This window comes from Microlunatus phosphovorus NM-1 (assembly GCF_000270245.1).
Taxonomy (GTDB): domain Bacteria; phylum Actinomycetota; class Actinomycetes; order Propionibacteriales; family Propionibacteriaceae; genus Microlunatus; species Microlunatus phosphovorus.
Genome location: NC_015635.1, coordinates 1524774 through 1549078, shown reverse-complemented (window position 1 = coordinate 1549078; position 24305 = coordinate 1524774). Strand labels below are relative to the sequence as shown.

The window sequence follows — 24305 nt, the reverse complement described above, 5'->3', positions numbered from 1 at the left end:
CACGTTGGCCGACCTCGCTGCACAGATCGATCACGGTGTCTTCGATCGTCGTGCGCGACGGGTTACCAGGGCTTCGCTGATCGCAGGTGCTCGCTGCGTGGTTATCTCTGATGTCGGAGATCATCACGCAGCTAACGTGCCGGCGCCGGCGCCGGAAAGGGGGTCAGTAGATGACTTCGCCGGAGGCGCGGCGGTCACGCAGCGACTGCAGGGCTTCCTTGAGGATGTCGGCCGCCTCGGCGTCGGAGCGGCGCTCCTTCACGTAGGCGAGATGAGTCTTGTACGGCTCGATCTTCGGTGGCGGCGGCGGATTGGTGGAGTCCAGGTTGGAGGGCAGACCACAGCGTGGACAGTCCCAGGTGTCCGGGATCTGCGCGTCCGCGGCGAAGGCAGGCCTGGTCTCGTGCCGGTTGGCACAGTAGTAGGAGACATACAGCCGAGGAGCAGCGTCGCCCCGTTCGGCCTCCCCCATCGGGCCCGCACCTACCCGGCTGCCCCGGATGGCACTTCCACCAGTCACCCTGCATCCTCTCTTTTCTCGGAACCCACTGTGTTGAATCCCAATGGCTTGGATCCCATTGGCACCGTCAGGCGCTGAACTTGTAGAGCAGACCCAGCGCCACGATGCAGGCCAACCAGATCACCGAGACGATGATGGTCAGCCGGTCCAGGTTCTTCTCGGCCATCGACACACCGCCCATCGACGTCGACATGCCGCCGCCGAACAGATCGGACAAGCCGCCGCCCCGACCCTTGTGCATCAGCACGAACAGCGCCAAGATGACACTGGTGATAGACAGCACGATCGAGAAGATCAGGATCGGTGTGGTCATCATCACGACAGGGGCCGAAATCACGCGCGTAGCCTAACCCACCAAGATGCCGAGCACAGAACGCGCGAGGTTCCGCCGTCTGCGCCGCACTCGACCGGCGTCACAGCGACGGCAGATCATAGAAGCGCGCGATCGCGGCGAATTCCTCCGGATTGAGGCTGGCACCGCCGACCAAGGCACCATCCACATCGGGCTGGGCCATGATCGAGGCGACATTGCTCGCCTTCACCGAACCCCCGTACAGGATCCGCACCTGATCGGCGGTCGCATCGCCGTAGCGCTCGGCCAGCCAGCGACGGATCGCGCCACACACCTCCTGGGCGTCCTGCGGAGTGGCGACCTCGCCGGTGCCGATCGCCCACACCGGCTCGTACGCGATGACCAGCGAAGAGATCTGCTCCGGTGTCAGCCGGGCCAGCGCACCCTCGACATGGCTGATGGTGAAATCGACATGCTGATCGGCCCGACGAACCTCCAGGCCCTCCCCGACACAGACGATCGGGGTCAGCCCCTTCTTGATCGCCTGGATCGTCTTGGCGTTGACGGTGTTGTCATCCTCACCGTGATACTGGCGCCGCTCCGAGTGACCCACCACGACATAGCTGCAGCCGAGCTTCACCAGCATGTCCGCCGAGATGTCACCGGTGTAGGCGCCACCGTCGAACGGTGACAGGTCCTGCGCACCGTAGCCCAACTCCAGCCGATCGCCGTCGACCAGGGTCTGCACGGTGCGCAGATCGGTGAACGGCGGGAGGACCACGACCTCACTCTTCTTGGGGTCGTGGCGCTTGTCCTCCAAAGTCCAGACCAGCTTCTGAACCAGGCCGACGGCGTCGACATGATTCAGATTCATCTTCCAGTTGCCAGCCATCAAGGGCTTGCGGGCCAAAGTCATGCTCCGATTTCTACGTTTCGTCTTCTTGCGCTCTTGTTCGTGCGCTGTTGTCTCGAACTCTTGCTCAGCTCAGCACTGCCACACCGGGCAGTGTCTTGCCTTCCAGGTATTCCAGGCTCGCGCCGCCGCCGGTCGAGATATGACCGAAAGCATCGTCGGCGAACCCGAGGTGCCGCACCGCTGCGGCCGAGTCGCCACCACCGACCACCGACAGCCCGTCGACCTCGGTGAGGGCCTGCGCGACGGCCTTGGTGCCTCCGGCGAACGCCTCCCACTCGGCCACACCCATCGGGCCGTTCCAGAACACCGTCTTCGCCCCGGCAACCACCGACGCGAACACCTTGGCCGACTCGGGACCGATGTCGAGACCCAACTGGTCCTCCGGAATGGCGTTGGCCGACACCACGGTCGCCGGCGAGTCTGCGGCGAACTCGGGCGCGACGATGATGTCGGAGGGCAGCACGATCTGCTTGCCGCCGGAGGCCGCCTGGTTCAGATAGCCCTGCACGGCCTCGATCTGGTCGGCCTCGAGCAGGCTCTTGCCGACCGGATAGCCCTGCGCCGCCAGGAAGGTGAACACCATCCCGCCACCGATCACCAAGGTGTCGGCAGTCTTGATCAGGTTCGCGATCACGGCGAGCTTGTCGGACACCTTGGCGCCGCCCAGCACCACCACGTACGGCCGGGCCGGGTCCTCGGTGAGCTGCTTCAGCACCTCGACCTCGTTCTTGACCAGCGAACCGGCCGCATTGGGCAGCTTCTGCGCCAGCTCGTACACCGAGGCCTGCTTGCGGTGCACCACACCAAAACCGTCGGAGACGAAGTAGTCGCCGAACGCGGCGTACTTCTCCGCCAGCGCGTCGCGCTCTGCGGGATCCTTGGAGGTCTCCCCCGGTTCGAACCGGACGTTCTCCAGCATCGCGACCTCACCGTCGGCGAGCGAGGCGACGGTCTGCAGCGCGGACGGGCCGACGGTGTCGGTGGCCAGCTTCACCTCGGCGCCGAGCAGCTCACCGAGCCGCCTGGCGGCGGGTGCCAGCGAATACTTGGGATCCGGCGCGCCCTTGGGACGTCCCAGGTGAGCGAGGATGACGACCTTCGCGCCCGCGTCCCGGAGCTGGTTCAGGGTGGGCAGCGAAGCCCGGATCCGGCCGTCGTCGGTGATTGTTCTGCCGGAGGCAGACGATGTTTCAGTACCGCTCAGCGGAACGTTCATGTCACAGCGGATCACGACCCGCTTGCCCTGCAGGTCACCAAGATCAGCAACCGACTTCACGATGCCTCCGAATTGTCCTAAGAGCGCCAGATATTGCCGAGAGCACAAGAGCCGGGCCGTCCTGACCGATGCCGATCAGGACCGCACCCGGCCCGTGCGCTGTGGTCAGAGAGACTTGCCGACCAAGCCGATCAGGTCGACCAGCCGGTTGGAGTAGCCCCACTCGTTGTCGTACCAGCCGATGACCTTGACCAGGTCGCCGTTCACCTTGGTCAGCGGCGCATCGAAGATGCAGGACGCCGGATCGGTGACGATGTCGCTGGACACCAGCGGTGCCTCGCTGTACTTCAGGAAACGGCCGTCGGCCGCCGCCTTCACGGCGGCGTTGACCTCCTCGACCGAGGTCTCCCTGGAAGCCTGGAAGGTCAGGTCGGTCGCCGAGCCGGTCGGGGTGGGTACGCGGACCGCGAAGCCGTCCAGCTTGCCCTTCAACTCCGGCAGCACCAGGCCGATCGCCTTGGCCGCACCGGTCGAGGTCGGCACCATGTTCAGGGCTGCGGCGCGGGCGCGACGCGGGTCCTTGTGCGGGCCGTCCTGCAGGTTCTGGTCCTGGGTGTAGGCGTGGATCGTGGTCATCAGACCCTTGACGATGCCCACCGACTCGTAGAGCGCCTTGGCCATCGGGCCGAGGCAGTTGGTGGTGCAGGACGCGTTGGAGATGATGTTGTGCACGGCCGGGTCGTACAGACCGTCGTTCACACCCATCACGATGGTGATGTCCTCATTCTTCGCCGGAGCGGAGATGACGACCTTCTTGGCGCCGCCGTCCAGGTGGGCCTTGGCCTTGGTCGCGTCGGTGAAGATGCCGGTGGACTCGATGACGACGTCCACCCCGAGGTCACCCCACGGCAGGGCGGCGGGATCGCGCTCCTCGAAGACGCGGACAGACTTGCCGTCGACATTGATGTCGGATTCCGAAGCGACCACCTCACCGGGCAGCCGGCCCAGGATCGAGTCGTACTTCAGCAGGTTCGCCAGGCTGGCGTTGTCGGTGAGGTCGTTGACGGCGACCACCTCGATGTCTGCGCCAGCGGCAAGAGCGGCTCGGTAGAAGTTCCGGCCGATGCGGCCGAATCCGTTGATGCCCACTCGTACGGTCATACGTGCCTTCTCCTCAGATCGGAACGGCTCGTCGTTCACCGAGCCACAAGACACCTTAGCCAACCGGCCATGCACAATCTGGAGCCTGTCACCCCACTGGTATCAACCGGTGCCTTACTGGTATCAGACCACTGGATCAAGCGGCTGAATCGACCCGCCGGCGTCAGTCCGCGTCATCCAGCAACTCGGCGACCAGACCTGCCTCGGTGTTCGGGATGCCGAGCTCGGCAGCCCGCTTGTCGGCGGTGGCCAGCAACCGGCGGATCCGGCCGGCCACGGCGTCCTTGGTGAGCTGCGGATCATGCAGCTGACCGAGCTCTTCCAGGCTGGCCTGCTTGTTCTCGATCCGCAGCAACCCGGCCGCCTTCAGGTGCTCAGGCACATCGTCGCCGAGGATCTCCAGGGCACGCTCCACCCGCGCCCCTGCCGCGACCGCAGCCCGGGCCGACCGTCGCAGGTTGGCGTCGTCGAAGTTGGCCAGCCGATTCGCCGAGGCACGCACCTCACGGCGCATCCTGCGGTCCTCCCAGATCAGCACGGAGTCGTGCGCGCCCATCCGGGTGAGGAGGGCCGCGATGGCATCACCGTCGCGAATCACGACCCGGTCGATGTTGCGCACATCACGAGCCTTGGCGGAGATGCCCAGTCGCCGACCGGCCCCGACGAGCGCCAGCGCGGCTTCGGGACCGGGGCAGGTGACCTCCAACGACATCGAGCGGCCGGGCTCGGTCAAGGAACCGTGCGCCAGGAAGGCACCGCGCCAGGCAGCCTCGCAGTCGCCCAGGCTGCCACTGACGATCTGGGCCGGGAGTCCACGGGCCGGGCGGCCACGTCCGTCGACCAGTCCGGTCTGACGCGCCAGCGCCGACCCGTCCTTGATCACCCGGACGACATAGCGCGTGCCGCGCCGCAGCCCTGAGCCGTTGACGATCACCAGCTCGGAGTCGTGGCCGAAGACGTCGGCGATGTCGGTGCGCAGCCGTCGGGCCGCAGCACCGGTGTCCAGCTCCGCCTCGATCACGATCCGACCGCTCACGATGTGCAGCCCACCGGCAAACCGCAGAGTGGAGGCGATCTCGGCCTTGCGGTTGCTCGGTCGGGTCACCTTGACCGTCGCCAGCTCCGCCTTCACCTGCGCCGTCATCGCCATTCGAGCATGATGCCACGGTCGCGGTCCTTCCGCGCCCCGGTGGGCAGCGAGTGAGGGAGGAACCCGAATCCGCTACGGCCTCAGATGTCCATGATCTCCGCGTACGCCGAGGCGAGCCGGAGCTGGTCGTGCCGGGCCGAACCGTCGCGCACGGCCAGGTCTGCGACCACCAGCTCGGCGCCGAGCGAACGTACCCAGGCAGCCAGATGTGGATCGTCGGCCGCAAACCGCTGATCGGCGAGCACCGCGTCCAGCCGCAGATGTGGCGCGTGTTCCGCCAGCAGTTCGACGTGCCGGGCGGCGCTGAATCCGGCGGTCTCCCCGGCCGGCTCCAGGTTGAGACTCAGCAGCCGACGAGCCGAGGTCCCGTGGATCGCTTCGGCCAGCTCAGGAACCAGCAGGTGCGGGATGACCGAGGTGAACCACGATCCGGGTCCGAGCACGATCCAGTCCGCCTCGTGCACGGCTTGCAGCGACTCCGGGCAGGCCGGCGGGTCGCCCGGCACCAGGTTCACGGCCCGCACCTCGGCGGTCGTCTTCGCCACCTGCGCCTGCCCGCGGATATGGGAGATCTCGTCCGGGGACAGCGGGTCCAGCCCGATCACCTCCGCCTCGATCTCCAGCGGCACGGCGGCCATCGGCAGCACCCGGCCCTCGGCGCCGAGCAGCCGGGCGACCATGTCCAGTCCGGCCACCGGATCGCCGAGCCGTTCCCACAATCCCGCAATCAGCAGGTTTCCGATGGCGTGCCCGGCCAGGTCACCGTTGCCCGGGAAGCGGTACTGCAGGACATCCGCCCAGGTGCGGCCAGACTCGTCGTCGCCGCACAGCGCGGCCAGCGCCATCCGCAGATCGCCTGGTGGCAGGCAGTGCAACTCACGTCGCAAGCGGCCGGAGGAGCCGCCGTCGTCAGCGACCGTGACGATCGCGGTCAGCCGGTCGGTGATCCGGCGCAGCGCGCTCAGCGAGGCCGACAGTCCGTGGCCGCCACCGAACGCGACGACGGCCGGCAACGTGGGACGTCCCCAGCTTGCCGCCGACCGCGAGGTACGGCGTCCTGGCCAACCCTGCCCGGTCGCGTTCACCGTTCACTCCCGGCCCACGTCACGGTGCAGCACCTTGGTCGGCATTCCTGACTCGCGCAACCGGCGACCGAACTCCTCGGCCATCGCGGTGCTGCGGTGCTTGCCTCCGGTGCAGCCGATGGCGACGGTGGCGAACCGCTTGCCCTCGTTGATGTAGCCCTTGGCGGTGACCTCGAGCAGCTCCTGCAGTCGCTGCAAGAACTCCTCGGCACCGGGTTGACCGAGGACGTACTCCCGGACCGGCGCACTCAGCCCGGTCTGCGGTCGCAGCTCCGGCACCCAGTGCGGGTTGGGCAGGAAGCGCACATCCACCACCAGGTCGGCGTCGACCGGGATGCCGTTCTTGAAGCCGAACGAGACCACGGTCACCCGCAGCTGGTCGTCGGAGGCGTCGCCGTACGCATGGGCGACCCGGGAGGCGAGCTGATGAATATTGAGCGACGACGTGTCGATCACCAGATCGGCGGCCGCACGCAGGGTGGCCAGCGAGAGTCGCTCCCGGGTGATGCCGTCCAGCAGCCGGCCGTCCCCCTGCAGTGGATGCGGCCGGCGGACCGACTCCTGACGCCGGACGATCACGTCGTCGCTGGCCTCCAGGAACAAGATCTCCGGCATGGTCCCGGCCGCGGTCAGGTCGGTGAACATCGTCGGCAGCTGCTCGAAGAACGATCGGGTTCGCACATCCAGCACCACGGCGAGCCGGCTGATGCCGTTCTCCCGAGCCTGCGTGCACACCTCCGGCAACACGGTCGGCGGGAGATTGTCGACCACATACCAGCCCAGATCCTCCAAGGCGTTGGCCGCCGTCGACCGGCCGGCCCCGGACATCCCGGTCACCACCACCAGACGCAGGGTCTGCTCGTCCTGCTCAGGAGGTCCGCTGTCGGAGGTGGTCACGGTGACTGACTCGCTGCTCACCCGGCCATTATCGCGTCAGGGGACCAATACTGCGTCAGGAGGTGAGGATCTCGCCGGTGGCCGTGTTGACCGCCTCGCGCGTCGGGGCCTGCTCCAGCCGAGCCTTGATGGCGGCGGCGAGCACCGGGCCGAATCCGGGCACGGCGGCGATCTCCTCAACGGTGGCCGCGCGCAGCTTCTTCAACGACCCGAAATGGGTGATCAAGGTCTTGCGGCGGACCTCGCCCAGCCCTGGCACGTCGTCCAACACCGACTCGACCATCGACTTGCTGCGCCGCGATCGGTGGTGGGTGATCGCGAATCGGTGGGCCTCGTCGCGTACCCGCTGGAGCAGATAGAGCCCCTCACTGGTGCGCGGCAGGATCACCGGGATGTCGCTGTCCGGCAGCCACACCTCCTCCAGTCGCTTGGCCAGCCCACACAGCGCGATGTCATGGATTGCCAGCTCATCCAGCGCAGCTGCGGCAGCGGCGACCTGCGGCGGTCCGCCGTCGACGACCACCAGCGATGGCGCGTACGCAAATCGCCTGGGCGCGCCGGTGGTCGGGTCGATCAGCAGTGGGCCCTCGTCGCCGCCGTCGTGAGCAGCCGGGGACGCGCTCGCCCGCTGATCGTCGAGCAACCGCTTGAACCGCCGGGTGATCACCTCGTGCATGGCGGCGACGTCGTTCTGGCCGTCGATCGAGCGGATGATGAAGCGCCGGTATTCGCTCTTGCGGGGCAGCCCGTCCTCGAACACCACCATCGAGGCGACCACCTCGGTGCCCTGCAGGTTGGAGATGTCGTAACACTCGATCCGCAGCGGCGCGCTCGGCAGTTCCAGCGCCTCCTGGATCTCCTCCAGCGCCCGGTTCCGGGTGGACAGGTCACCGGCCCGACTCGTCTTGTGCCGGACGAGGGCCTCGCCGGCATTGCGGGCGACCGTCTCCATCAAGACCCGCTTGTCGCCACGTTGCGGGACGCGGATATGCACTCGCGAGCCGCGTTTGGCAGTCAGCACCGCGGTGATGGAGTCCAGTGAAGTCGGCAGCTCCGGCACCAGGATCTCCCGTGGCACGGCCACCGGATCCGGGTCCGCCGGGTCGACCTCGTCGTAGAGCTGGACCAAGAAGGACTCGATCAACGCATCGGTGCCACCGTCGTCCATCCGGTCGGCGACCCAGCCCCGCTCGCCGCGTACCCGACCGCCGCGTACGTGAAAGATCTGCACCGCGACCTCGAGCGGATCCTCCGCGAGGGCGATCACATCGGCATCGGTGCGGTCCTGGAAGACGATCGCATTGCGATCCATAGCCTTCTGCAGGGCGCCGATGTCATCCCGGAGCCTGGCGGCCTTCTCGAACTCGAGCTCGTCGCTGGCCTGTCGCATCTGGGCTTCCAGACGCTTCACGTACGCCGTGCCGTCGCTGGCCATGAACGAGCAGAAGTCCTCCACGATCTCCCGGTGCTCGTCGGCGTCGACCCGGCCGACGCAGGGCGCCGAGCATTTGCCGATGTAGCCGAGCAGGCACGGGCGACCGATCTGCTTGTGGTTCTTGAACACCCCCGGCCGGCAGGACCGCATGGGGAACACGCGCAGCAGCAGATCGACCGTCTCGCGGATGGCCCAGGCATGCGAATAGGGACCGAAGTAGCGGTTGCCCTTCCGCTTCGCCCCGCGGCCGACCATCACCCGGGGGAACTCCTCGGCCAGGGTCACGCAGAGCCAGGGGTAGGACTTGTCGTCGCGGTATTTGACGTTGAAGCGGGGGTCGAACTCCTTGATCCAGGAATACTCCAGTTGCAGCGCCTCGGTCTCGGTCTGGACCACCGTCCACTCGACCTTGGCCGCACTCTGCACCATCGTCCGGGTGCGGTGATGCAGCCCCATCGGGTCGCCGAAGTAGGAGTTGAGCCGCGACCGCAGACTCTTGGCCTTGCCGACATAGATGACTCGCCCGTTCTCGTCGGAGAACCGGTAGACCCCCGGCTGGTCCGGGATCGACCCCGGAGCCGGGCGATAGGAGACACGGGCTGGCACAACTGCCAGCCTAGGCGCGACCACCGACAGTGTCGGCGGGGTTAGGCGAGGGGGGTGCGTCAGGAATGTGGCGGGTTCGCATGAAGACGTCCGACACTCTTCCGTCCCAGGTGACCGGCCGATTCACTCTGATCCGCGATCATGTGTGGCCCGTGGGCGCAAGACGTACAGCCGGGGCGCTTGATCCGCGATCATGTGTGGCCCGTGGGTGCAAGAGGTACGGCCACTCCGCTCGCCCTGCGGTCATGTGTGGCCCCCGGGCGCGAAACGTACGCCGCGAGGCCTCGCCGCCGATCACCGTGGGCCCGCGGGCGCACATGTGCCGCCCCTCCGCTCAGCCGTGGTCGTCTCTGGTCCGGCGGGCGCCAATCGCCCCACAATTCCAGCCGCCGCGGTGACACCCCGCTTGAGGCTTGGGGAAGGCTTGCTCGTCGGTGTGATCGCAGTTTCGCTGGGTGCCACGCTCGCTCCGGTGCGGGGGTCTGGTTCAGACGAGCGATCCGGGGACGATGGTGACCGGAAACGGCCGGTCCAGGGTGAGCGCGGTGTCGCCGGTCGCCCGACCGACTTCCACGTACGCGCCGTCTATGAACTCCCAGGCGATGATCGACGGACCTTCGGGGTCGACCACCCAGTAGGACGGGACTCCGGCAGCCTCGTATCGGGCGCGCTTATAGGCCAGGTCAAGGTGCTTGGTGCTCGGGCTGAGGATCTCGACTGTCAGCACCGGAGTGCCGACCACATGAGTTTCGGTGAGCTCTTCGGATCGGGCAATCAGGAGATCGGGCTCGACGATGGTGTCCTCGGCCAACTGGACATCCAGCGGCGCCGCGAAGACTTCTAGACCGGTGGGGCACAACCCGAAGAGTGCATTCGACAGCCGCATGGACACCCGCTGGTGAACCGGCCTGGGCGCGGCGCTCACGAGCAGGACCCCGTCGATGATCTCGTAGCGATTGCCGTCATCGGGCATGGCTTCGAGATCGGCCCGGGTGAACGGTCGGCCGTGCGGCAGGAACGACTCCCGCTCCACCGCTTCTGTTGCCATGGCCCCCATAGTAGGCAGCTCCCTTCATCATGACCGCGACGGTAGCGGGCGGCACTGACAGTATTTGCCCGGCTGGAGCGGGTCCATGTGACGGCGGCAGCCGAGTGGACATGACTCCATTCAGGTGGCCGTGATCAGCAGCCACGATATGACCCGGCAAGTCACGGGAGCGGCAGACTGGGTCCCGTGACTGACGTGTTCAGCGAGAAGTTGGCAACCTGGCGTGAATACACGGACACGCCGTGGGCACGGATTCGGTACGGCGTAGTCGGCGAAGTCCTACGGCGTCACGCTGAACACCTCGGTGAGCACATCCGTGTCCTGGACGTCGGTGGCGGCGACGGCGTGGACGCACTCCCACTCGCCTTGGCGGGGCACGACGTGACCATCATCGATCCCTCACGAGAGTGGCTCGATGAGGCTACGCGGCGCGCGGTCGCTGCAGACACCAGCATCACCACTATCCATGGTGGGCTCGACGACCTGCCCGCAGGCGAATAGGACCTCGTGATGTGTCGAACTCTGCGACCGAGAACCGTTCAACCGCATCGGGTTCGCCTGGCAACTAATCGCTCAGCGCCGAGTCCTGAGTCGGGAAACGCCGAACCAGGCCCACCGGGCTGTTGACAGAAACGCGCCCCGACCAGCCCGCTGACACCCGCCTCACACCAGTCAGGCCCCAGGTCGGGGCTGATACATCACTTCCCCGAGATCTGGGGTATAGAACCCGCGACGATCCCTTAGTAGGCCCCGCTAGCCGCCGATCACGATGTCGGTGCCGGACGTGGTGAACGTGACGGCGGGCAGCGGTTGGGTGGCGGGTCCGGCCACCGGGTCGCCGCTGGCCAGGTCGAAATGGCTGTTGTGGCAGGGGCAGATGATCACGCCATCGGAGACCGCGCCCACGACACAGCCCTGGTGGGTGCAGATCGCGCTGAATGCCTTGAACTCACCACTTGCCGGCTGGGTCACGACATACTGCTGATTGACGATCACGCCCCCGCCGACGGACACCTCCGAGGTCGCCACCGTCGCCGTGCCACCGGTCGTGGTGCTGCCACCACCTGTGCCCTGGCCAGCCGTGCCGCTCGAGGTCCCGGCGCTGCATCCGGCCAGCAAGGCACTGCCGGAGAGGGCCACCAGGCCGGCTGCCCGCAATGCGGTCCGGCGGTCACAACTGACGCAGTCGGTCGTGGAAGTCATGGGGGTCATGGCGGTCATCCTGCCAACTGTCGCTGTGAGTGGCCTGTGACCCTCCTCCCAGTACGGTAGACGGCGTGCCAGCCGAGGGTCCCGACCGTGCCCTTGGTGCGTCGTACCGGTTGACGGAGCTGATCGGACGCGGGGCGGCGGGCGAGGTCTGGCGCGGCATCGACCGGCGAACCCGGCAGTCGGTCGCAGCGAAGCTGCTGCGACCGGAGTTCGTGGCAGACCACGAGTTGGTCGGCCGATTCTTGCGCGAACGCTCGATCCTGGTCGGTCTGAGACATCCCAATATCGTCGCCGTACGCGACCTGGTCGCCGAGGGTGAGCAGCTGGCGATCGTGATGGAGCACGTCGATGGCGGCTCTTTGCGCACTGCGCTCGCCGATGGGCCACTGAGCCCCCGGCGTGCCGTCCAGGTCACCGCGGCGGTGCTGGACGGACTCGCGTACGCGCACGAGCGGCAGGTCTTGCACCGCGACGTGAAACCGGACAACGTGCTGCTCACCACGGACTGGCAGGTGAAGCTGTCGGACTTCGGAATCGCCAGCCTGCTGGAGGATCGCCGGTCCTCGACGACCGGACTGGTCGGCACCCCGGAGTATCTGGCGCCGGAGCTGCTGCTCACCGGTAAGGCAAGTCTGCCCGCCGACCTCTACGGCACCGGCGTGCTGCTCTATGAACTGCTCGCCGGTCGCACGCCGTTCGCCGGCCCGGGGACCGGCTACGCGATCGCGCACCGGCACGTCACCAACCTGGCGCCGCGGCTGCCGATCCCCGACCAACTCTGGCGCGTGCTCGGGCAACTGTTGGCCAAGGACCCGGCCGTACGACCGACCGCAGCCGAGGCCGCGGAGCTGCTGCGGGCGCTACCCGCCGCCGTGCTCGACGTCCCGGCACTGGAAAGCCAGGACGACCCGGCGGAGTTCGCCCGGGCGGCCGGTCCACTGACCGAGGTACGCGGGCTGGCTCCCGAAACCACCCGATCCACCTCCGAGCAGACCGACACACCGGCCGAGCAGGCGCCCACCTCAGCCGAGCAGGCGATGGTGCCGGACCTGGGCGAGGGGTCGGGCGGCACCGTGCTGCGAGCCATGCCGGCCGTCCCAACCCCCCGCCCTGTCGAACCGGCCGACGAGTCCTCCAGTGATCAGCCCAAGCGCCGTCGTCGCCGGATGATCATCATCGGCGCGGCGAGCGTGCTGGTGGTCGCCCTGGGCATCGTCTGGTTCGTCCTGCACCCCCGGCAGCAGGCCGCAGCACCGCCGGTGTCGCCGACCGCGGCTCCGGTGCAGCAGCAGAGTCCGACCCGCCCGACCGGCCTCGGGATCTCGAGGACCGCGACCTGGGACCCGCAGCAGCAGACGGTCCAGCTGACCATCACCTACTCGGCCGAGCGGGCGCCACTGAGAGGCCCGTATCTAGAGGTGCTCCCCAATGCCGGTGGCACCGGTCCCTGCCCGGAGGTGGTCTGGGATGGTGCCGCGGCGCGCCGGAACCTGAGTTCGGTGACGGGGATCGATGCCGCCTGCGCCTGGTCCGTCGAACCCGCCCCGGTCTCGGCGCGCGGGACGGCGACCGCGACCGCGGAGATCGCGCTACCGGGACTCGGCAGCGACTCGGCGGCCCTGTCGGAGTGGCTCCGGCTGGCCAGTGATGCCACCGAGGCGGCCGTCAGCGACAGCCAGACGACCAGCGCTGCGTACCCGGCGCAGCGGCTGACCGGGATCGAGGTCGTGGCACCCAGCCGCACCGTCAGCGGCAAGACACTGCGACTCGCATTGCTGCCTATCTGGCCGAACGGGACCGACCAGCTCGATCCGCTCCTCGTCAGCCCGCCGTCCGGCGCACCGTCCACGCCTCTGACCGCGATCGCAGGTGGCACCAGTGGGGTTCGATTCGCGGATGGCTGCTCGGGTGCTCTCACCGTCTCCGACGACGGTCTGGTGGTCGTAGCCCAGTCTGTGGCCGAGGACTGCCGGGTCAATGCCACGGTCGGCAACTTCACAGACCTCGCCAGCAACGCGTTTGCGATCACCACCCGCGGTAGCTGATCTCCTCCGTCGAGGATCTCAACATTCGTGCGGACGGCAGCGCCAGGATTCGGAGTGAACCCCTGACCGTGTGAGGATGCATGCGGTCGCTATGCGACCACGATCGTTCATCAGAACATCGTTTCCTTCATACGTCAGGCGACCGACCGCGAGTCGGTCGAGAGGAGTTGAGTGATGGCAGACCGGGTGCTTTCCACCGAAGAGGCCAAGGGCGCGATCCGTGATATCCAGCGGATCATCAACGGTGGTCTGACCGAACAGTTGCAGGCCCTCGACGTGAACGGCAAGACGCTGTCGGACCCCAACAAGTGGGACGGACCGCTGGCGCACCAGTTCCGCAGCGACACCTGGCCGCAGACCAAGGCTGCGCTGGAGAAGGCCAAGACCGAACTCGAGGAGTTGCAGCAGCAGCTCACCAAGATCGCCACGAACATCTTCACCGCAGGCGGTGGCAGCTAGGGCTCCTCGAGCACGGAACAGAACGACCAGCGAGGAGATCTCGTGGCTGACCTGGGCGCCATAGCCGAGGACGTCCCGTTCGACTTCGGCACCGCCAGCACCCTGGCCACCGCCTTCGACAATGCGGCGACCGCCGTCGACGGTCAAGCCGGATCGCGATCATCCTGGGTGACCACTGGGCTGACCGACTTCAAGGGTCGTTTCTCCGAGATCTTCCGCACCAACGCCGCGGTGGCCGCCAGCGATGCCACCGAGTTGTCCAGTCGGCTGCGACAGGTGGCGACCCAGGCGCGCTACCTAGCCGAGGAGGCACGCAAGGAGCAGGAGCGCCGCGAGATCGCGCGCGCCTGGAAAGAGCGGCACGACAACCGCAACTGGTTCGAGCAGGGCGTGGACTGGCTGAAGGGCGGCGACGACCCGCCGGTCGGCCCGCCGGCAGCCGAGCCACAGGTCGAGGTGGACTCCCCCACCAGCGGCCACCGAGACACCCCGGCACCAGGGTCGGGCGGCGGTGGCGGCGGAGGTACATCGTCGGCACGGCCATCCAAGCTGCGTACGTTCGCGACGTCCTCCAAGGGCGCGAACGACCAGTTGCGCTCAAAGCCCAGCAGCCTGTCATCGAAGCTCGCCGATTTCGCGCGCTTGTGCCGCTGGGGTCGGTTGGAGGCCTCCGGTGTCGTCGCCGGGTTCTCCAAGTGGTTGACCGCCAACGATGCGGATGTGCAGTGGGCCAAGACGGTGGCCGACGCCTTCGCGGCCGCGGGTGGCGAGGGCAACGTCTCGACGCTGTCGAACAGTGCGATCAACGCCGCACTGCATGCGGCCGGGATCGACGTCAACCGCAAAGATCTGACGATCGACCCGCCGCAGACGTACGGCAACCCGCCGACCACCGGATATGCGAACGATCCGGTGAACACCTCGACCGGCAACTTCCTGGAGAACGAGAGCGATCTCGGTTTCCCGGGCGCGGCCGGGCTGCTCGGCCTCGGGCGTTGCTACAACTCCTTCGACTCGAGTGCCGGCGCGTTCGGCATCGGTTGGTCGTCGGTCGCCGAGGCGGGCTTGAGCTTCGACAGCGACGAAGGCCAGGCGCACCTCCGGCTGCCCGATGGGCGCCAGCTGGTGTTCCCCCGGCTGGGCGACGGCTGGGACCGAGCTGTCGGCGAGAGCGCCTGGCTGACCAGCTCGGACGTCGACGGGCAGCAGCGACTGCGGATCAGCGGCACCGACGGCTCCTGGTGGTCCTGCGCTGCCGACGGGACGCTGCTGGCGTACGGGATCGGTCCCGAGTCCGGCAGCAACCTGGTCCGGCTCGAGCGCGACAGGGCCGGCCGGCTGATCCGATTGACTCATGGCCGTGGTCAGGCGATCGAGCTCAGCTGGGACGAGGTCGGCGGCGCCGACCGGATCGTGCGGGTCGCCAGCTCCGACGGCCGGGTGGTCGACTACGCGTACGACGCCGACGCACGACTGACCGGCGCCAACGGACCGCTGGGCACCCGGACCTACCGCTGGGCGGACTCCGGGCAACAGAGCCTGATCGCCGCGGTGATCGATGCCGACGGCGTGGTTGAAGCCGAGAACGTCTACGACGAGCAGCGGCGGGTGATCAAGCAGCGCTCGCCGTTCGGGAGGACGACCCGGTTCGTCTATCTGCCCGGCCGAGTCACCGTGGTCTCCGACGAGGACGGCAGCCGGTCGAACACCTGGATCGCCGACGATCGCGGCCGGCTGATCGGCGTCGTCGATGCCGACGAGCGGCGCCAGTCGACCAGCTACGACCGGTACGGCAACCCGGTGCTGCTGACCGAGCGGGACGGTTCGACGACGGTCCATGAGTACGACGCCAGGGGCCGACGGATCCGCACCGTCACGCCGTCCGGCGCGGACCTGACCTGGGGTTATGACGACCTGGATCGGGTCATCACCGTGGTCACCGAGTCCGGCGCGGTCACCGAGTTCGGCTACCAGGGCGAACAGCGCAATCCGTCGACCGTCATCGACCCGGAGGGCGGGATCACCCGGCTGCGCTGGGAGTCCGGCCTGCTGCGCGAGGTGATCGATCCGACCGAGGTCGTGCTGCGCTACGACTACGACGAGCGCGGTGACCTGGTCGCCACCACGGATGCCGACGGCAACTGCGCCCGCTTGGAGCGGGACGCCGTCGGACGCGTGACGGCCGCGATCACGCCGTCGGGCCGGCGCACCACCTACGCCTACGACCCGGATTCGGGCCTGCTGGCCATCCGGGTGAATCCCGACGGCGGCACCTGGCGCTACGAGTACACGACCGGTGGCCGGCTGACCGCTACCGTCGACCCGATGGGCGCTCGCACCAGCGTCGAGCACGGCACGCATGGCGAGGAGACGCGCACCATCGACCCGCTCGGCCGCGCGGTCACTCGCCGGCTGGACGATCTGGGCAACCTGGCCGCAGTCGAGCTGCCGGACGGCTCGACCTGGCGATTCACTCACGATGCCCTCTCTCGCCTCACCACGACCACCGACCCGACCGGTGCGGTCTGGCGCCGCGAGTACGACGCGACGGGCAGTCTGGTCGCCACCCTGGACCCGACCGGCGGACGCCGCGGGGTCGCGTTGGACACCGGCAGTGGGCAGGTCGCCGTCGACGATGGGGATGTGTCCGTGGTGGCCGGCTTCGATCCGTTGGGGCGGGCGACGTCGCTGGGCCAGCCCGACGGCTCGGCCGCGTTGCTGACCTACGACCGCTGTGGTCGCCCGGCCGAATCCCTCGACGCCGAAGGCGCGCTGACCACCTACCGCCGCGATGCCGGCGGCCGGGTCGTGGCGACGACCGGACCGACCGGGGCTGTCACCCGCTACGAGTACGACCGGTGCGGGCGGCTCAGTGCGGGGATCGATCCCCTGGGCGGGCGGACGACGATCGCGTACGACGCCGATGGGCAGGCGGTCCGCCAGACCTTGCCGACCGGCGAGGTCGCCACCAGCGAGTTCGACCTCTGCGGGCGGGTGGTCAGCCACCATCGGCCCGGTGTGGGGACGCTGCGCTACGTCTACGACCTGTGCGGTCGGGTGATCGAGACCCGCGATCCGCGTACCGGCCGGCGGGTGTTCTCCTACGACGCCGCCGGGCAACTGATCGCCGTCACCGACAGCAACGGCGGGATCACTCGCTACGGCTACGACGCGGTTGGCCGCGCGGTGGAGATCACCAACCCGCTGGGTGGCGTGACCCGGCGCGAGTTCGACGCGATGAATCGCTGCGTCGCCGAGACCGACCCCTTGGGCCGCACCACGCAGGCGGGTTACGACCCGGCCGGGCGGCTGGTCTGGCAACAGAACCCGGATGGTCGCCGGCTCAGTTGGACCTATGACGCCGCCGGTCGGCCGGCGTCGATGGCGGTCGACGGGCGTACCGTCACCGCCCTCACCCGAGACCTGCGTCGCCGTACCGTACGGATCGAGGATCGGACCGGCGACCGGCCGACCGAGCATGAGCTGGAGTGGAACGGTCGCGGCCAGCTGCTGCGGCGAACCCGCGACGGCCGGTCGGTGACGTGGAGCTACGACACCGCCGGGCGGCGGACGTCGATGACCACCCCCGATGGGCAGACCACCCGTTACGGCTGGGATGCGGCCGACCGGCTGGCCTGGGTCGAGCATCCGCTGCTGGGTCGGGCGGCATTCGACCGGGATGCCAGCGGGCGGTTGATCTCCGCTGTCGCCGGTGGCCTGATCCAGTCCTGGGAGCATCGCGACGGATTCGTGGTCGCGCACACCCTGACCGACAGCGACGGCGCGAGCCGGACCGCGATCGAGCGCGACACCGACGGCCGGGTGGTGCGGATCCGGCGCGATGACAACGGCTCTTCGGTAGTCACCGACTACGGCTACGACGGCGCCTGCCAGCTGGTCGAGGCCCGGACCCGCCGCGAAGCCGGCACTGACACATTGGCTCGGTGGCGCTACGACGCCGGCGGCCGGCTGGTCACCGAGGCGGTCGACGAGGCGACCATCAATCACGTCTACGACCTGGCCGGTCAACTGCTGACCACCGTCGGGGCCGATGGCCGCCGGCTGTCGTACGACTACGACGGCAACGGCCGACGCACCCGCGTATCCAACGAGCGCGGGGTGATCCGGGAATACACCTGGAACCCCACCGGCTATCTCACCGGCGTCACCGAGCACGACAACGACCGCGTCCGCCGCACCCGCGTACACGCCGATGCCCTCGGCGAACTGGCCGAGGTCGACGGCACCCCCATCTTCTGGGACACCGCCGCGTACGCCGGCGCCCCGGTGCTGGTCGGCGACACCCCCGTCCTGGCCGCCGGCCCGGTCACCGGTGTCGACACCGGCTGGACCGCCCCCGGCTGGCGTACCAGCCGCGGCACCGACGCCGACCCCTGGGCTACACCGACCACCGACACCCGTCGGGTCGGCGATGGCGCCCTCGGCATCGGCGCGGCCGGCGAGCTCTCCGTCGGCGGACTGGAATGGCTCGGCGCCCGGGTCTACGACCCCGCCAGCCGCGGCTTCCTCTCCACCGACCCGCTGGACCCGATCACCGGCGCCGGCTGGGCCGCCAACCCGTACGCCTACGCCGGCAACGACCCGCTGCACGCCCTCGACCCGACGGGGCTCCGCCCGGTCACCGACGCCGAACTCCAGGGCTACCGCGACAGCAGCGGTCTCGGCGGCGCGCTCAACAGCGCCTGGAACGCCACCACGGACTGGATGAGCAAGAACTGGGAGTACGTCGTCGGCGGTGCCGCGATCATCGCCGGCGGCGTGCTGATGGCCACCGGCGTCGGCGGCCCTGTGGGGATGATGCTCATCTCCGCAGGCGCAGACACCATCATCCAGAAAGCCACCACCGGCAGCGTCAACTGGGGCGAAGTCGGAGTCAGCTTCGTCGCCGGCGGCATTGGCGGCGGCTTCGCCGCCGCCAAGCTCGGCGTCACCGGTTTGAAGGGCGCCATGGTCGCGGGCGCCGTCTCCGGCGCCGCCGGCGGCGCCGGAATGGGCGCCTACCAGTACGGCACCGGACCCGGGCCCCACACCATCGGCGGCTATCTCGGCGCCACAGCCAGCGGCGGCACCACCGGCGCCATCTTCGGCAGCCTCGGCGGCGCTGCTGGACACGGGATCGTCACCGGCGGCACCAAACTTCTGGATTCCGTGCACCCTGCCCCGCTCCCCCAGCAAGTAATCGTTGATACGAATGCAGTTTTTAATAGACCTGGGGTTATCAATGCGCTGAACGATGGTGAGGTCCCAGTCGTCACTCAAACGACTAGAGCAGAAATCAACAATCTTGTAGCAGGCGGGCGTATGAAGCAGCCGCGATTCGCGACAGAGTTGGATACGATTCCGGACGTCATGGATATCCACACGCGAATCAATATTCGGGGCGAGATGGCTGCCGCAAAGCCCAACCAACGTGGCCTGTTCGGCGACGGCTCTATTGCCGCAACCGCCATAAATACGGGAAATCCGGTCATCACGTCCGATAAAGGACTTACTGATGTTCTCACAAATCACGGGATCGAGGTCCGAAAACCGTGACGAACTGTGTAGGATTGTCTCTGTCAGCGACCGTATCGGCAGGTGGGGCGACCTTGAGTCGGTCTCGGGGTGGAACCGTCGAGGCGGCCCACGGCGGAATCAGCACCTCGTTCGTCGACCACGAGTTGGACGATATGGACGAACTGTTCGTCAGATGTCACCCGTCCTGGCTGCTCGCCATCGGCGAGCACAGCCACACCTTGTTGTCATGGACACCCGATGATCCCGAGATCCGCGACCTACCACCGATCGCACGGCTCGACCTGCCGGGTTACGACCCTGGAGGGCTCCACCGGATAGGCTTCTTCGACGTCGACGAGGCATCGTGCCTCGTCGAGTCCGAGGTGGGATTCTGCCTCGTGCACCGGAAGAAGGGCCTGTTATGGGAAGACGTCCACGACGACCAGACCCGCAGAGTCACCAGCGTCTCCAATGGCGTCATCCGCACCGATTCCGAGAACGGCTCCGATATCTATTCGTTGACGGACGGCTCCTACGTGCGATGAACGCAGTGGTCGGCCGTGCGTGCAGGGCACGTGCAATGACACCTGAGCAGCAGGAACTCGCGCTTGCTCTGGTCGTGATCCCAGGCCCGAGGACGCGCACTCAACCCGGACGGATTTCGGGCCCGGACCGGAATCGCCCAGCCGAGCGAGTGTGCCCTACACAAGCTCCAAGACGCCATCCTCCGACACGAAGACCATGCCCTGCGAGCCACCGCACAACGCGTCCTGAACCGACCAGGGTCAATTCAAAGTTGATTCTGTTGTGACTGGTGTGACCTGGGCGTGATCGATCAGGTCGAGCAGTTGGCCGGTTTGGCGACCGAGGCTGCGGGTCGCGGCGGCGATGTTGGTGTGTTTCCCGCGGAGTCGGAGGAGTCCGATCGCAGTGTTGCGCAGGGTTGCCATCAGCTGGGGCAGGGTGCCGGTGCGCACGGTGGAGTGGTCCTCGTCGAAGGTGAGATCACGCACCCAATGCACCTTGTTCTCGATGCTCCAATGACCACGGACCAAGGTCGCGAGGTCGGCCGGGGCGATGTCTGACCAGCCGAGACTGGTGACCACATAGACGATCTCCTGCGTGGTCTCGCCGGTGGCGGTCTCGGTCCGGTTCCGCACGATCCGGCCGGCGAGCCGGGCGTGCGGGAACCCGATCCCGGCCCGGACACCGGTCAGCTGCAGGGTACGGGACTCCCGTCGCCCATGCCCTTTCTCCACCACACGATGAGCGACCGGCACCTTGCTCCACGGGAGCCCGGCGAGCTGGTCGTACAAGGTGGGCTGGTTCCGTTTCACCACGAAGACGTACCGGCCGCCGTGCCGGTGCAGATAGTGGGCATGGCCACGTTGCGTGTGGAGAGCATCGGCGGTGACGATGACGCCGTTGAGGTTGATCCGGTCCAACACCGCCGCGAACGCGGCGATCTCATGATCTTTCCCGCCGGCGTTGACCTGCCCCAACGGCATCCCGGTGGCATGGTCGACGATCGAGAACAGATGCACCCTCGACCCATCCACACCGCGGGCGCCGCGGCAGGTCTTGCCATCCACCGCGACCGCCCGCCACCGCGACGAGACCGGTGTCAGCGTGGCCAGCCAGGCGTGCAGGACCGCGTCCACCACCTCCGGGTCGACCCGCAACAGCACCCGGCGGATCGTCGACAGGCTCGGCGGCCGCCGGGTGATCCCCAACCGTGGCCAATGCCAGGTGGGCAGATCCGCTGCCCATCCGGCGATCGAAGCCAGACTCCGTGATCCGCCGACCACCGCGGCCAACGCGACCACCAGCACGGTGGCCAGCTCATACCGGCGGCCCCGCCGGCCCCGCGGATCGGTGATGATCGACAACACCTCCCACACCTCGACCGGAACACCGTGACCGGGTTCGACCTGATGGGCGCGCAGCGCATCAGCGGCCGGGATGAGAGAAGATACGGGTGCGGGCACGGCAGGACTCCGATCGATCGGCAGTGGACGTCAAGCACCCACCACGATCCCGGTATCCACCGTGCCCGCCCGGCTTATACCTCACCCATGGCGTGTCAACCCGACACCACGCCGCAACCACGACTTTGAACAAGCCCTGCTGAACCGACGGCTCGCCAACCCACCAGACCCCGGTCGGCCGCGGATCATCGAGCCACTTGGGTGACATGACGTTTTTTTCGGACTTCTCGAATTATCGCTATCGGGCCACTCTGGTCCCGATGGTGAACATTGGCTGGCTTGGCGCCGGCCGCTCTTTCCCGACAGGACCGGTGCCCACCGACGTCATCGAGAAGCTCATGCTGCTCACGGAAGACCTACACAACATCATGCGAGGAGTGCACGACTGCGAATTCTGCCAAGAAGAGTCTCCGATTCGCCTAGCCGCGAAGGTGCCACGTGGGTATGTCTCACTGGGCATGGGAGAACTACATAGGATAGACGTCGATGAAACGATTTTCACCGCACCATCTTTAGTGATTCACTACATCATTCAGCACAATTACCAACCACCTGAGAACTTCATCCGGGCAGTTCGCGAGGGCCGTCCATGCGATGGCAGGTGCGGAAACGAAGAGTGAGCCGAGAGAAATTCAACAACGCGCACCTATTGTGCGGATCGGGCGTGGTCGCTCTCATACCGGCCCGAGCCAACGACCGACCGCAGATCCACCCGTGATGGTGGTTTGCGGTGTTGGCGTCCTCCGGGAGCATGGGTGAGTTCCATGTTCTGGCACCCAACGAGGATCGACCAGGGGCACGGCCAGAAGATGAGCCGCGCCATCCCGCGCCATGCCGGCTGGAAGCTGAAAAGACGACCAGCGATACTGCACCCGTGGTGACGGCTGTTGATCTAAAGCATCGTTGGTCAGAGCCCGACCGGCTCCGTCTGGTTCGCGAAGTCCGGACCTGGCTCACCGGACACGGCCCCCAGCCCGCCGGTTTGGAAGAACACAACGGACGGACCGACCTACGTGGAATCCCACTCTTCGCCACCCCGGTCAGCGTCGGCGACAAGGACGACCCAACAGCCGGGGCTACTTGGAACTCCCTCGACCTGTCAGGCGCACAGCTCGAACACCTCCGCTTCTTCGCCGGACGCATCTCCAACTGTGTCTTCGACGACGCGAGCCTGTTCGGTATGCGCCTGTGGGGCACCGAGATCACCGACAACAGCTTCCGTCGTGCCGATCTGCGCAGCAGCGCCTTGGGCACCGGCGAATGGCAGGAGCTCAGAAACACCTGGCGGCGAGTCGACTTCAGTCGCGCAAACCTCGGCGACTTCTCGATCACTGGCTACCACGTCGACAACGTCGTGCTCCCACCACAGGACGATCTCGTCGTCCTGCACAACTACCCCAGCGTCCTCCGCGCCGCCGCTGCCTGGCTCCGCCGCCCCGACACATCGGACGAAGAGACCCGCACCGCCGGAATCTTCGACTATGAGCTGAAGGCACCGGGGGCAGAGGACACCGACCAGGTGTCCGCGCTCAACGGGTACGGCGACCCCATCACCGCAGCCGTCGCCGGCCGAGCCCTCGCCACAGCGCAGGCCATCGTCGGCTGAGGTTCGCGGGACGTGGTTTTCGCCGGCGAACAGCTGCTCGATCCGCTGGCGCTGTCTCTCGGTCAGCAGGTCGACACCGGTGTGCAGGGTGCGGCGAACTCGGTAGAGCGGAGCCACCTTGCGATTCTCGTATTTGTTCGACATAGTATGACTATGACCAGGCAGCGCCGAACGGCCGGCGGACTCGAACTGATGTCGTTGTTGGCTGTTGCCGATCTCGGCGCGGAGGCCTACGGGTTGAGCGTGCGCCGCGACGTAAGCAGGCGGTGTGGTCACGAGTATTCCGTCGGCGCGATCTACACGACCTTGTCCCGGCTGGAGAAGAAGGGTTGGATCACGTCCAGCCTGACCAGCCCGCAACCCGTCCGGGGCGGGAGGGCACGTCGACATTTTCAGATTGCCGCGCCGGGCGTTCGAGCCCTGGCCGAAGCCCGTCGGCAATCCGACCTGCTGTGGCAGTCGGGTCAGTCAGCGAATGGGTGGGGCCGCGGCGGCGTCTCCTCGGCCGGGGAGCAGCCCGCATGAAGCGGTCGAATCTGGTTCCGGTGGTGACCGGCCTGGTCTCAGATCCCGATCTCGCCGAGGTGATCCTCGGCGATCTCGAGGAACTTCACGCAGAACGGGCACGGCAAGGTCACCCCGCTGCGCACTGGTGGCTTTGGTATGAATTCAGCCGCTCGGTCCCTGCGCTACTTCTCCGTCGTCTCCGCGAGGCACCGGTCAGGATCTTGCTATCAGCACTACTTGGGGTGCTGATCATGTGGACGGTAGGGGTCCTGTTCGCCCTCGCGTCACCCCAGACGGCTGGCTATTCGACCGTCTTCTACCTCGCTGGACACCTGGTGGGCGGTCTCGCGACTGGGGCCGCGATCGCAACGGTCAACCGAGTCGCGCCCCTTGCCGCCGCGTTGTGGGTGATCCCCTGCTGGATCCTCGGCGCCTTCCTCGCCGTAGCCCTCACCGCGGTGACAGCTTCACTCGACCCAGCATCGGCACCTGCGTCAGCTCAGATCAGCCTCGCTGCAGCGGTACCTGACCTGTTGGCCATCACGGGGGTCGTCGTCGGCGCGGTGTCGATCGTGGTGCGGCCGCGACCGCGGACCGCGTACTGAAGCAGGTCGTTGTCCTACCTCGTGCACCCCGGCGGAGCGC

At 67.4% G+C, this 24305-nt stretch carries 21 protein-coding genes; 9 read left to right on the top strand and 12 right to left on the bottom strand.

Annotated elements, in window-relative coordinates:
• Positions 1 to 163: 163 nt before the first annotated feature.
• The 10 genes from MLP_RS06915 to MLP_RS06870 all read right to left on the bottom strand — a co-directional run bounded on the left by MLP_RS06915 (position 164) and on the right by MLP_RS06870 (position 10326).
• Entirely contained in the window at positions 164 to 520 is a 357-nt protein-coding gene (locus tag MLP_RS06915; RefSeq protein WP_013862318.1) for an RNA polymerase-binding protein RbpA, read from the bottom strand.
• 67 nt (positions 521 to 587) lie between these two features.
• Positions 588 to 833, bottom strand: coding sequence for a preprotein translocase subunit SecG (gene secG / locus MLP_RS06910; protein WP_083843995.1), 246 nt, complete (start codon positions 831 to 833; stop codon positions 588 to 590).
• Between the two features lie 100 nt (positions 834 to 933).
• The gene (gene tpiA / locus MLP_RS06905) at positions 934 to 1728 is read right to left on the bottom strand and encodes a triose-phosphate isomerase (protein WP_013862316.1); all 795 of its coding nucleotides are present in this window, start codon (positions 1726 to 1728) and stop codon (positions 934 to 936) included.
• Between the two features lie 64 nt (positions 1729 to 1792).
• Positions 1793 to 3004, bottom strand: a complete 1212-nt coding sequence (locus tag MLP_RS06900; protein ID WP_013862315.1) for a phosphoglycerate kinase — start codon at positions 3002 to 3004, stop codon at positions 1793 to 1795.
• Positions 3005 to 3109: 105 nt separating this feature from the next.
• Positions 3110 to 4105, bottom strand: coding sequence for a type I glyceraldehyde-3-phosphate dehydrogenase (gene gap, locus MLP_RS06895; RefSeq protein ID WP_013862314.1), 996 nt, complete (start codon positions 4103 to 4105; stop codon positions 3110 to 3112).
• Between the two features lie 163 nt (positions 4106 to 4268).
• Entirely contained in the window at positions 4269 to 5255 is a 987-nt protein-coding gene (gene whiA / locus MLP_RS06890) for a DNA-binding protein WhiA (RefSeq protein WP_013862313.1), read from the bottom strand.
• Positions 5256 to 5335: 80 nt separating this feature from the next.
• Positions 5336 to 6268: a gluconeogenesis factor YvcK family protein gene (locus MLP_RS06885; RefSeq protein ID WP_041789809.1), complete on the bottom strand. Its 933-nt coding sequence runs from the start codon at positions 6266 to 6268 to the stop codon at positions 5336 to 5338.
• Positions 6269 to 6343: 75 nt separating this feature from the next.
• Positions 6344 to 7258 carry an RNase adapter RapZ gene (gene rapZ, locus MLP_RS06880; protein WP_013862311.1) on the bottom strand — a complete coding sequence of 305 codons (915 nt, stop codon included), beginning with the start codon at positions 7256 to 7258 and terminating at the stop codon, positions 6344 to 6346.
• A 34-nt stretch (positions 7259 to 7292) separates the two neighbouring features.
• Positions 7293 to 9278: an excinuclease ABC subunit UvrC gene (gene uvrC, locus MLP_RS06875; RefSeq protein WP_041789807.1), complete on the bottom strand. Its 1986-nt coding sequence runs from the start codon at positions 9276 to 9278 to the stop codon at positions 7293 to 7295.
• Positions 9279 to 9765: 487 nt separating this feature from the next.
• On the bottom strand, positions 9766 to 10326 hold the full coding sequence (locus tag MLP_RS06870) for a Uma2 family endonuclease (protein ID WP_197536515.1): 561 nt from the start codon (positions 10324 to 10326) through the stop codon (positions 9766 to 9768).
• A gap of 186 nt (positions 10327 to 10512) precedes the next feature.
• Here MLP_RS06870 and MLP_RS06865 point away from each other — a divergent pair, with 186 nt between their 5' ends.
• Positions 10513 to 10827 carry a class I SAM-dependent methyltransferase gene (locus MLP_RS06865; protein ID WP_013862308.1) on the top strand — a complete coding sequence of 105 codons (315 nt, stop codon included), beginning with the start codon at positions 10513 to 10515 and terminating at the stop codon, positions 10825 to 10827.
• A 252-nt stretch (positions 10828 to 11079) separates the two neighbouring features.
• On the opposite strand, the gene MLP_RS06860 is transcribed toward MLP_RS06865, so the two are convergent.
• Positions 11080 to 11538 (bottom strand): Rieske (2Fe-2S) protein, encoded by a 459-nt coding sequence (locus tag MLP_RS06860; RefSeq protein ID WP_231851430.1) that lies wholly within the window; start codon positions 11536 to 11538, stop codon positions 11080 to 11082.
• 65 nt (positions 11539 to 11603) lie between these two features.
• On the opposite strand from MLP_RS06860, the gene MLP_RS06855 reads away from it, so the two are divergent.
• The 4 genes from MLP_RS06855 to MLP_RS06840 all read left to right on the top strand — a co-directional run bounded on the left by MLP_RS06855 (position 11604) and on the right by MLP_RS06840 (position 20104).
• Positions 11604 to 13583 (top strand): serine/threonine-protein kinase, encoded by a 1980-nt coding sequence (locus MLP_RS06855; protein ID WP_013862305.1) that lies wholly within the window; start codon positions 11604 to 11606, stop codon positions 13581 to 13583.
• A gap of 174 nt (positions 13584 to 13757) precedes the next feature.
• Complete coding sequence (locus tag MLP_RS06850; protein ID WP_041789805.1) at positions 13758 to 14042, top strand: hypothetical protein; 285 nt, start codon at positions 13758 to 13760, stop codon at positions 14040 to 14042.
• A gap of 42 nt (positions 14043 to 14084) precedes the next feature.
• Positions 14085 to 19598, top strand: coding sequence for a DUF6531 domain-containing protein (locus MLP_RS06845; protein ID WP_013862303.1), 5514 nt, complete (start codon positions 14085 to 14087; stop codon positions 19596 to 19598).
• A gap of 53 nt (positions 19599 to 19651) precedes the next feature.
• Complete coding sequence (locus MLP_RS06840) at positions 19652 to 20104, top strand: hypothetical protein (RefSeq protein WP_156821066.1); 453 nt, start codon at positions 19652 to 19654, stop codon at positions 20102 to 20104.
• Positions 20105 to 20344: 240 nt separating this feature from the next.
• Here the strand turns inward: MLP_RS06840 and MLP_RS06835 are convergent, their stop codons facing one another.
• Entirely contained in the window at positions 20345 to 21547 is a 1203-nt protein-coding gene (locus MLP_RS06835; protein WP_013862301.1) for an ISAs1 family transposase, read from the bottom strand.
• Between the two features lie 206 nt (positions 21548 to 21753).
• On the opposite strand from MLP_RS06835, the gene MLP_RS06830 reads away from it, so the two are divergent.
• From MLP_RS06830 to MLP_RS27900, 4 genes are all read left to right on the top strand, one after another.
• Positions 21754 to 22167 (top strand): DUF7919 family protein, encoded by a 414-nt coding sequence (locus MLP_RS06830; RefSeq protein WP_049804481.1) that lies wholly within the window; start codon positions 21754 to 21756, stop codon positions 22165 to 22167.
• Between the two features lie 254 nt (positions 22168 to 22421).
• Positions 22422 to 23153, top strand: a complete 732-nt coding sequence (locus tag MLP_RS28285) for a pentapeptide repeat-containing protein (RefSeq protein ID WP_013862299.1) — start codon at positions 22422 to 22424, stop codon at positions 23151 to 23153.
• 153 nt (positions 23154 to 23306) lie between these two features.
• A complete protein-coding gene (locus MLP_RS27015) occupies positions 23307 to 23678 on the top strand; it encodes a PadR family transcriptional regulator (protein WP_013862298.1) in 372 nt (123 codons plus the stop codon).
• A complete protein-coding gene (locus tag MLP_RS27900; RefSeq protein ID WP_013862297.1) occupies positions 23675 to 24265 on the top strand; it encodes a hypothetical protein in 591 nt (196 codons plus the stop codon). Before MLP_RS27015 ends, MLP_RS27900 begins: the two co-directional genes overlap by 4 nt.
• The last annotated feature ends 40 nt before the right edge of the window (positions 24266 to 24305 follow it).

Excerpts from the sequence above, each read along its gene's own strand:
- secG (WP_083843995.1), bottom strand. The coding sequence starts at position 833 with ATGACCACACCGATCCTGATCTTCTCGATCGTGCTGTCTATCACCAGT.
- tpiA (WP_013862316.1), bottom strand. The coding sequence starts at position 1,728 with ATGACTTTGGCCCGCAAGCCCTTGATGGCTGGCAACTGGAAGATGAAT.
- gap (WP_013862314.1), bottom strand. The coding sequence starts at position 4,105 with ATGACCGTACGAGTGGGCATCAACGGATTCGGCCGCATCGGCCGGAAC.
- whiA (WP_013862313.1), bottom strand. The coding sequence starts at position 5,255 with ATGGCGATGACGGCGCAGGTGAAGGCGGAGCTGGCGACGGTCAAGGTG.
- MLP_RS06870 (WP_197536515.1), bottom strand. The coding sequence starts at position 10,326 with ATGGCAACAGAAGCGGTGGAGCGGGAGTCGTTCCTGCCGCACGGCCGA.
- MLP_RS06860 (WP_231851430.1), bottom strand. The coding sequence starts at position 11,538 with ATGACCCCCATGACTTCCACGACCGACTGCGTCAGTTGTGACCGCCGG.
- MLP_RS06850 (WP_041789805.1), top strand. The coding sequence starts at position 13,758 with ATGGCAGACCGGGTGCTTTCCACCGAAGAGGCCAAGGGCGCGATCCGT.
- MLP_RS06830 (WP_049804481.1), top strand. The coding sequence starts at position 21,754 with ATGACGTTTTTTTCGGACTTCTCGAATTATCGCTATCGGGCCACTCTG.
- MLP_RS27015 (WP_013862298.1), top strand. The coding sequence starts at position 23,307 with ATGACCAGGCAGCGCCGAACGGCCGGCGGACTCGAACTGATGTCGTTG.
- MLP_RS27900 (WP_013862297.1), top strand. The coding sequence starts at position 23,675 with ATGAAGCGGTCGAATCTGGTTCCGGTGGTGACCGGCCTGGTCTCAGAT.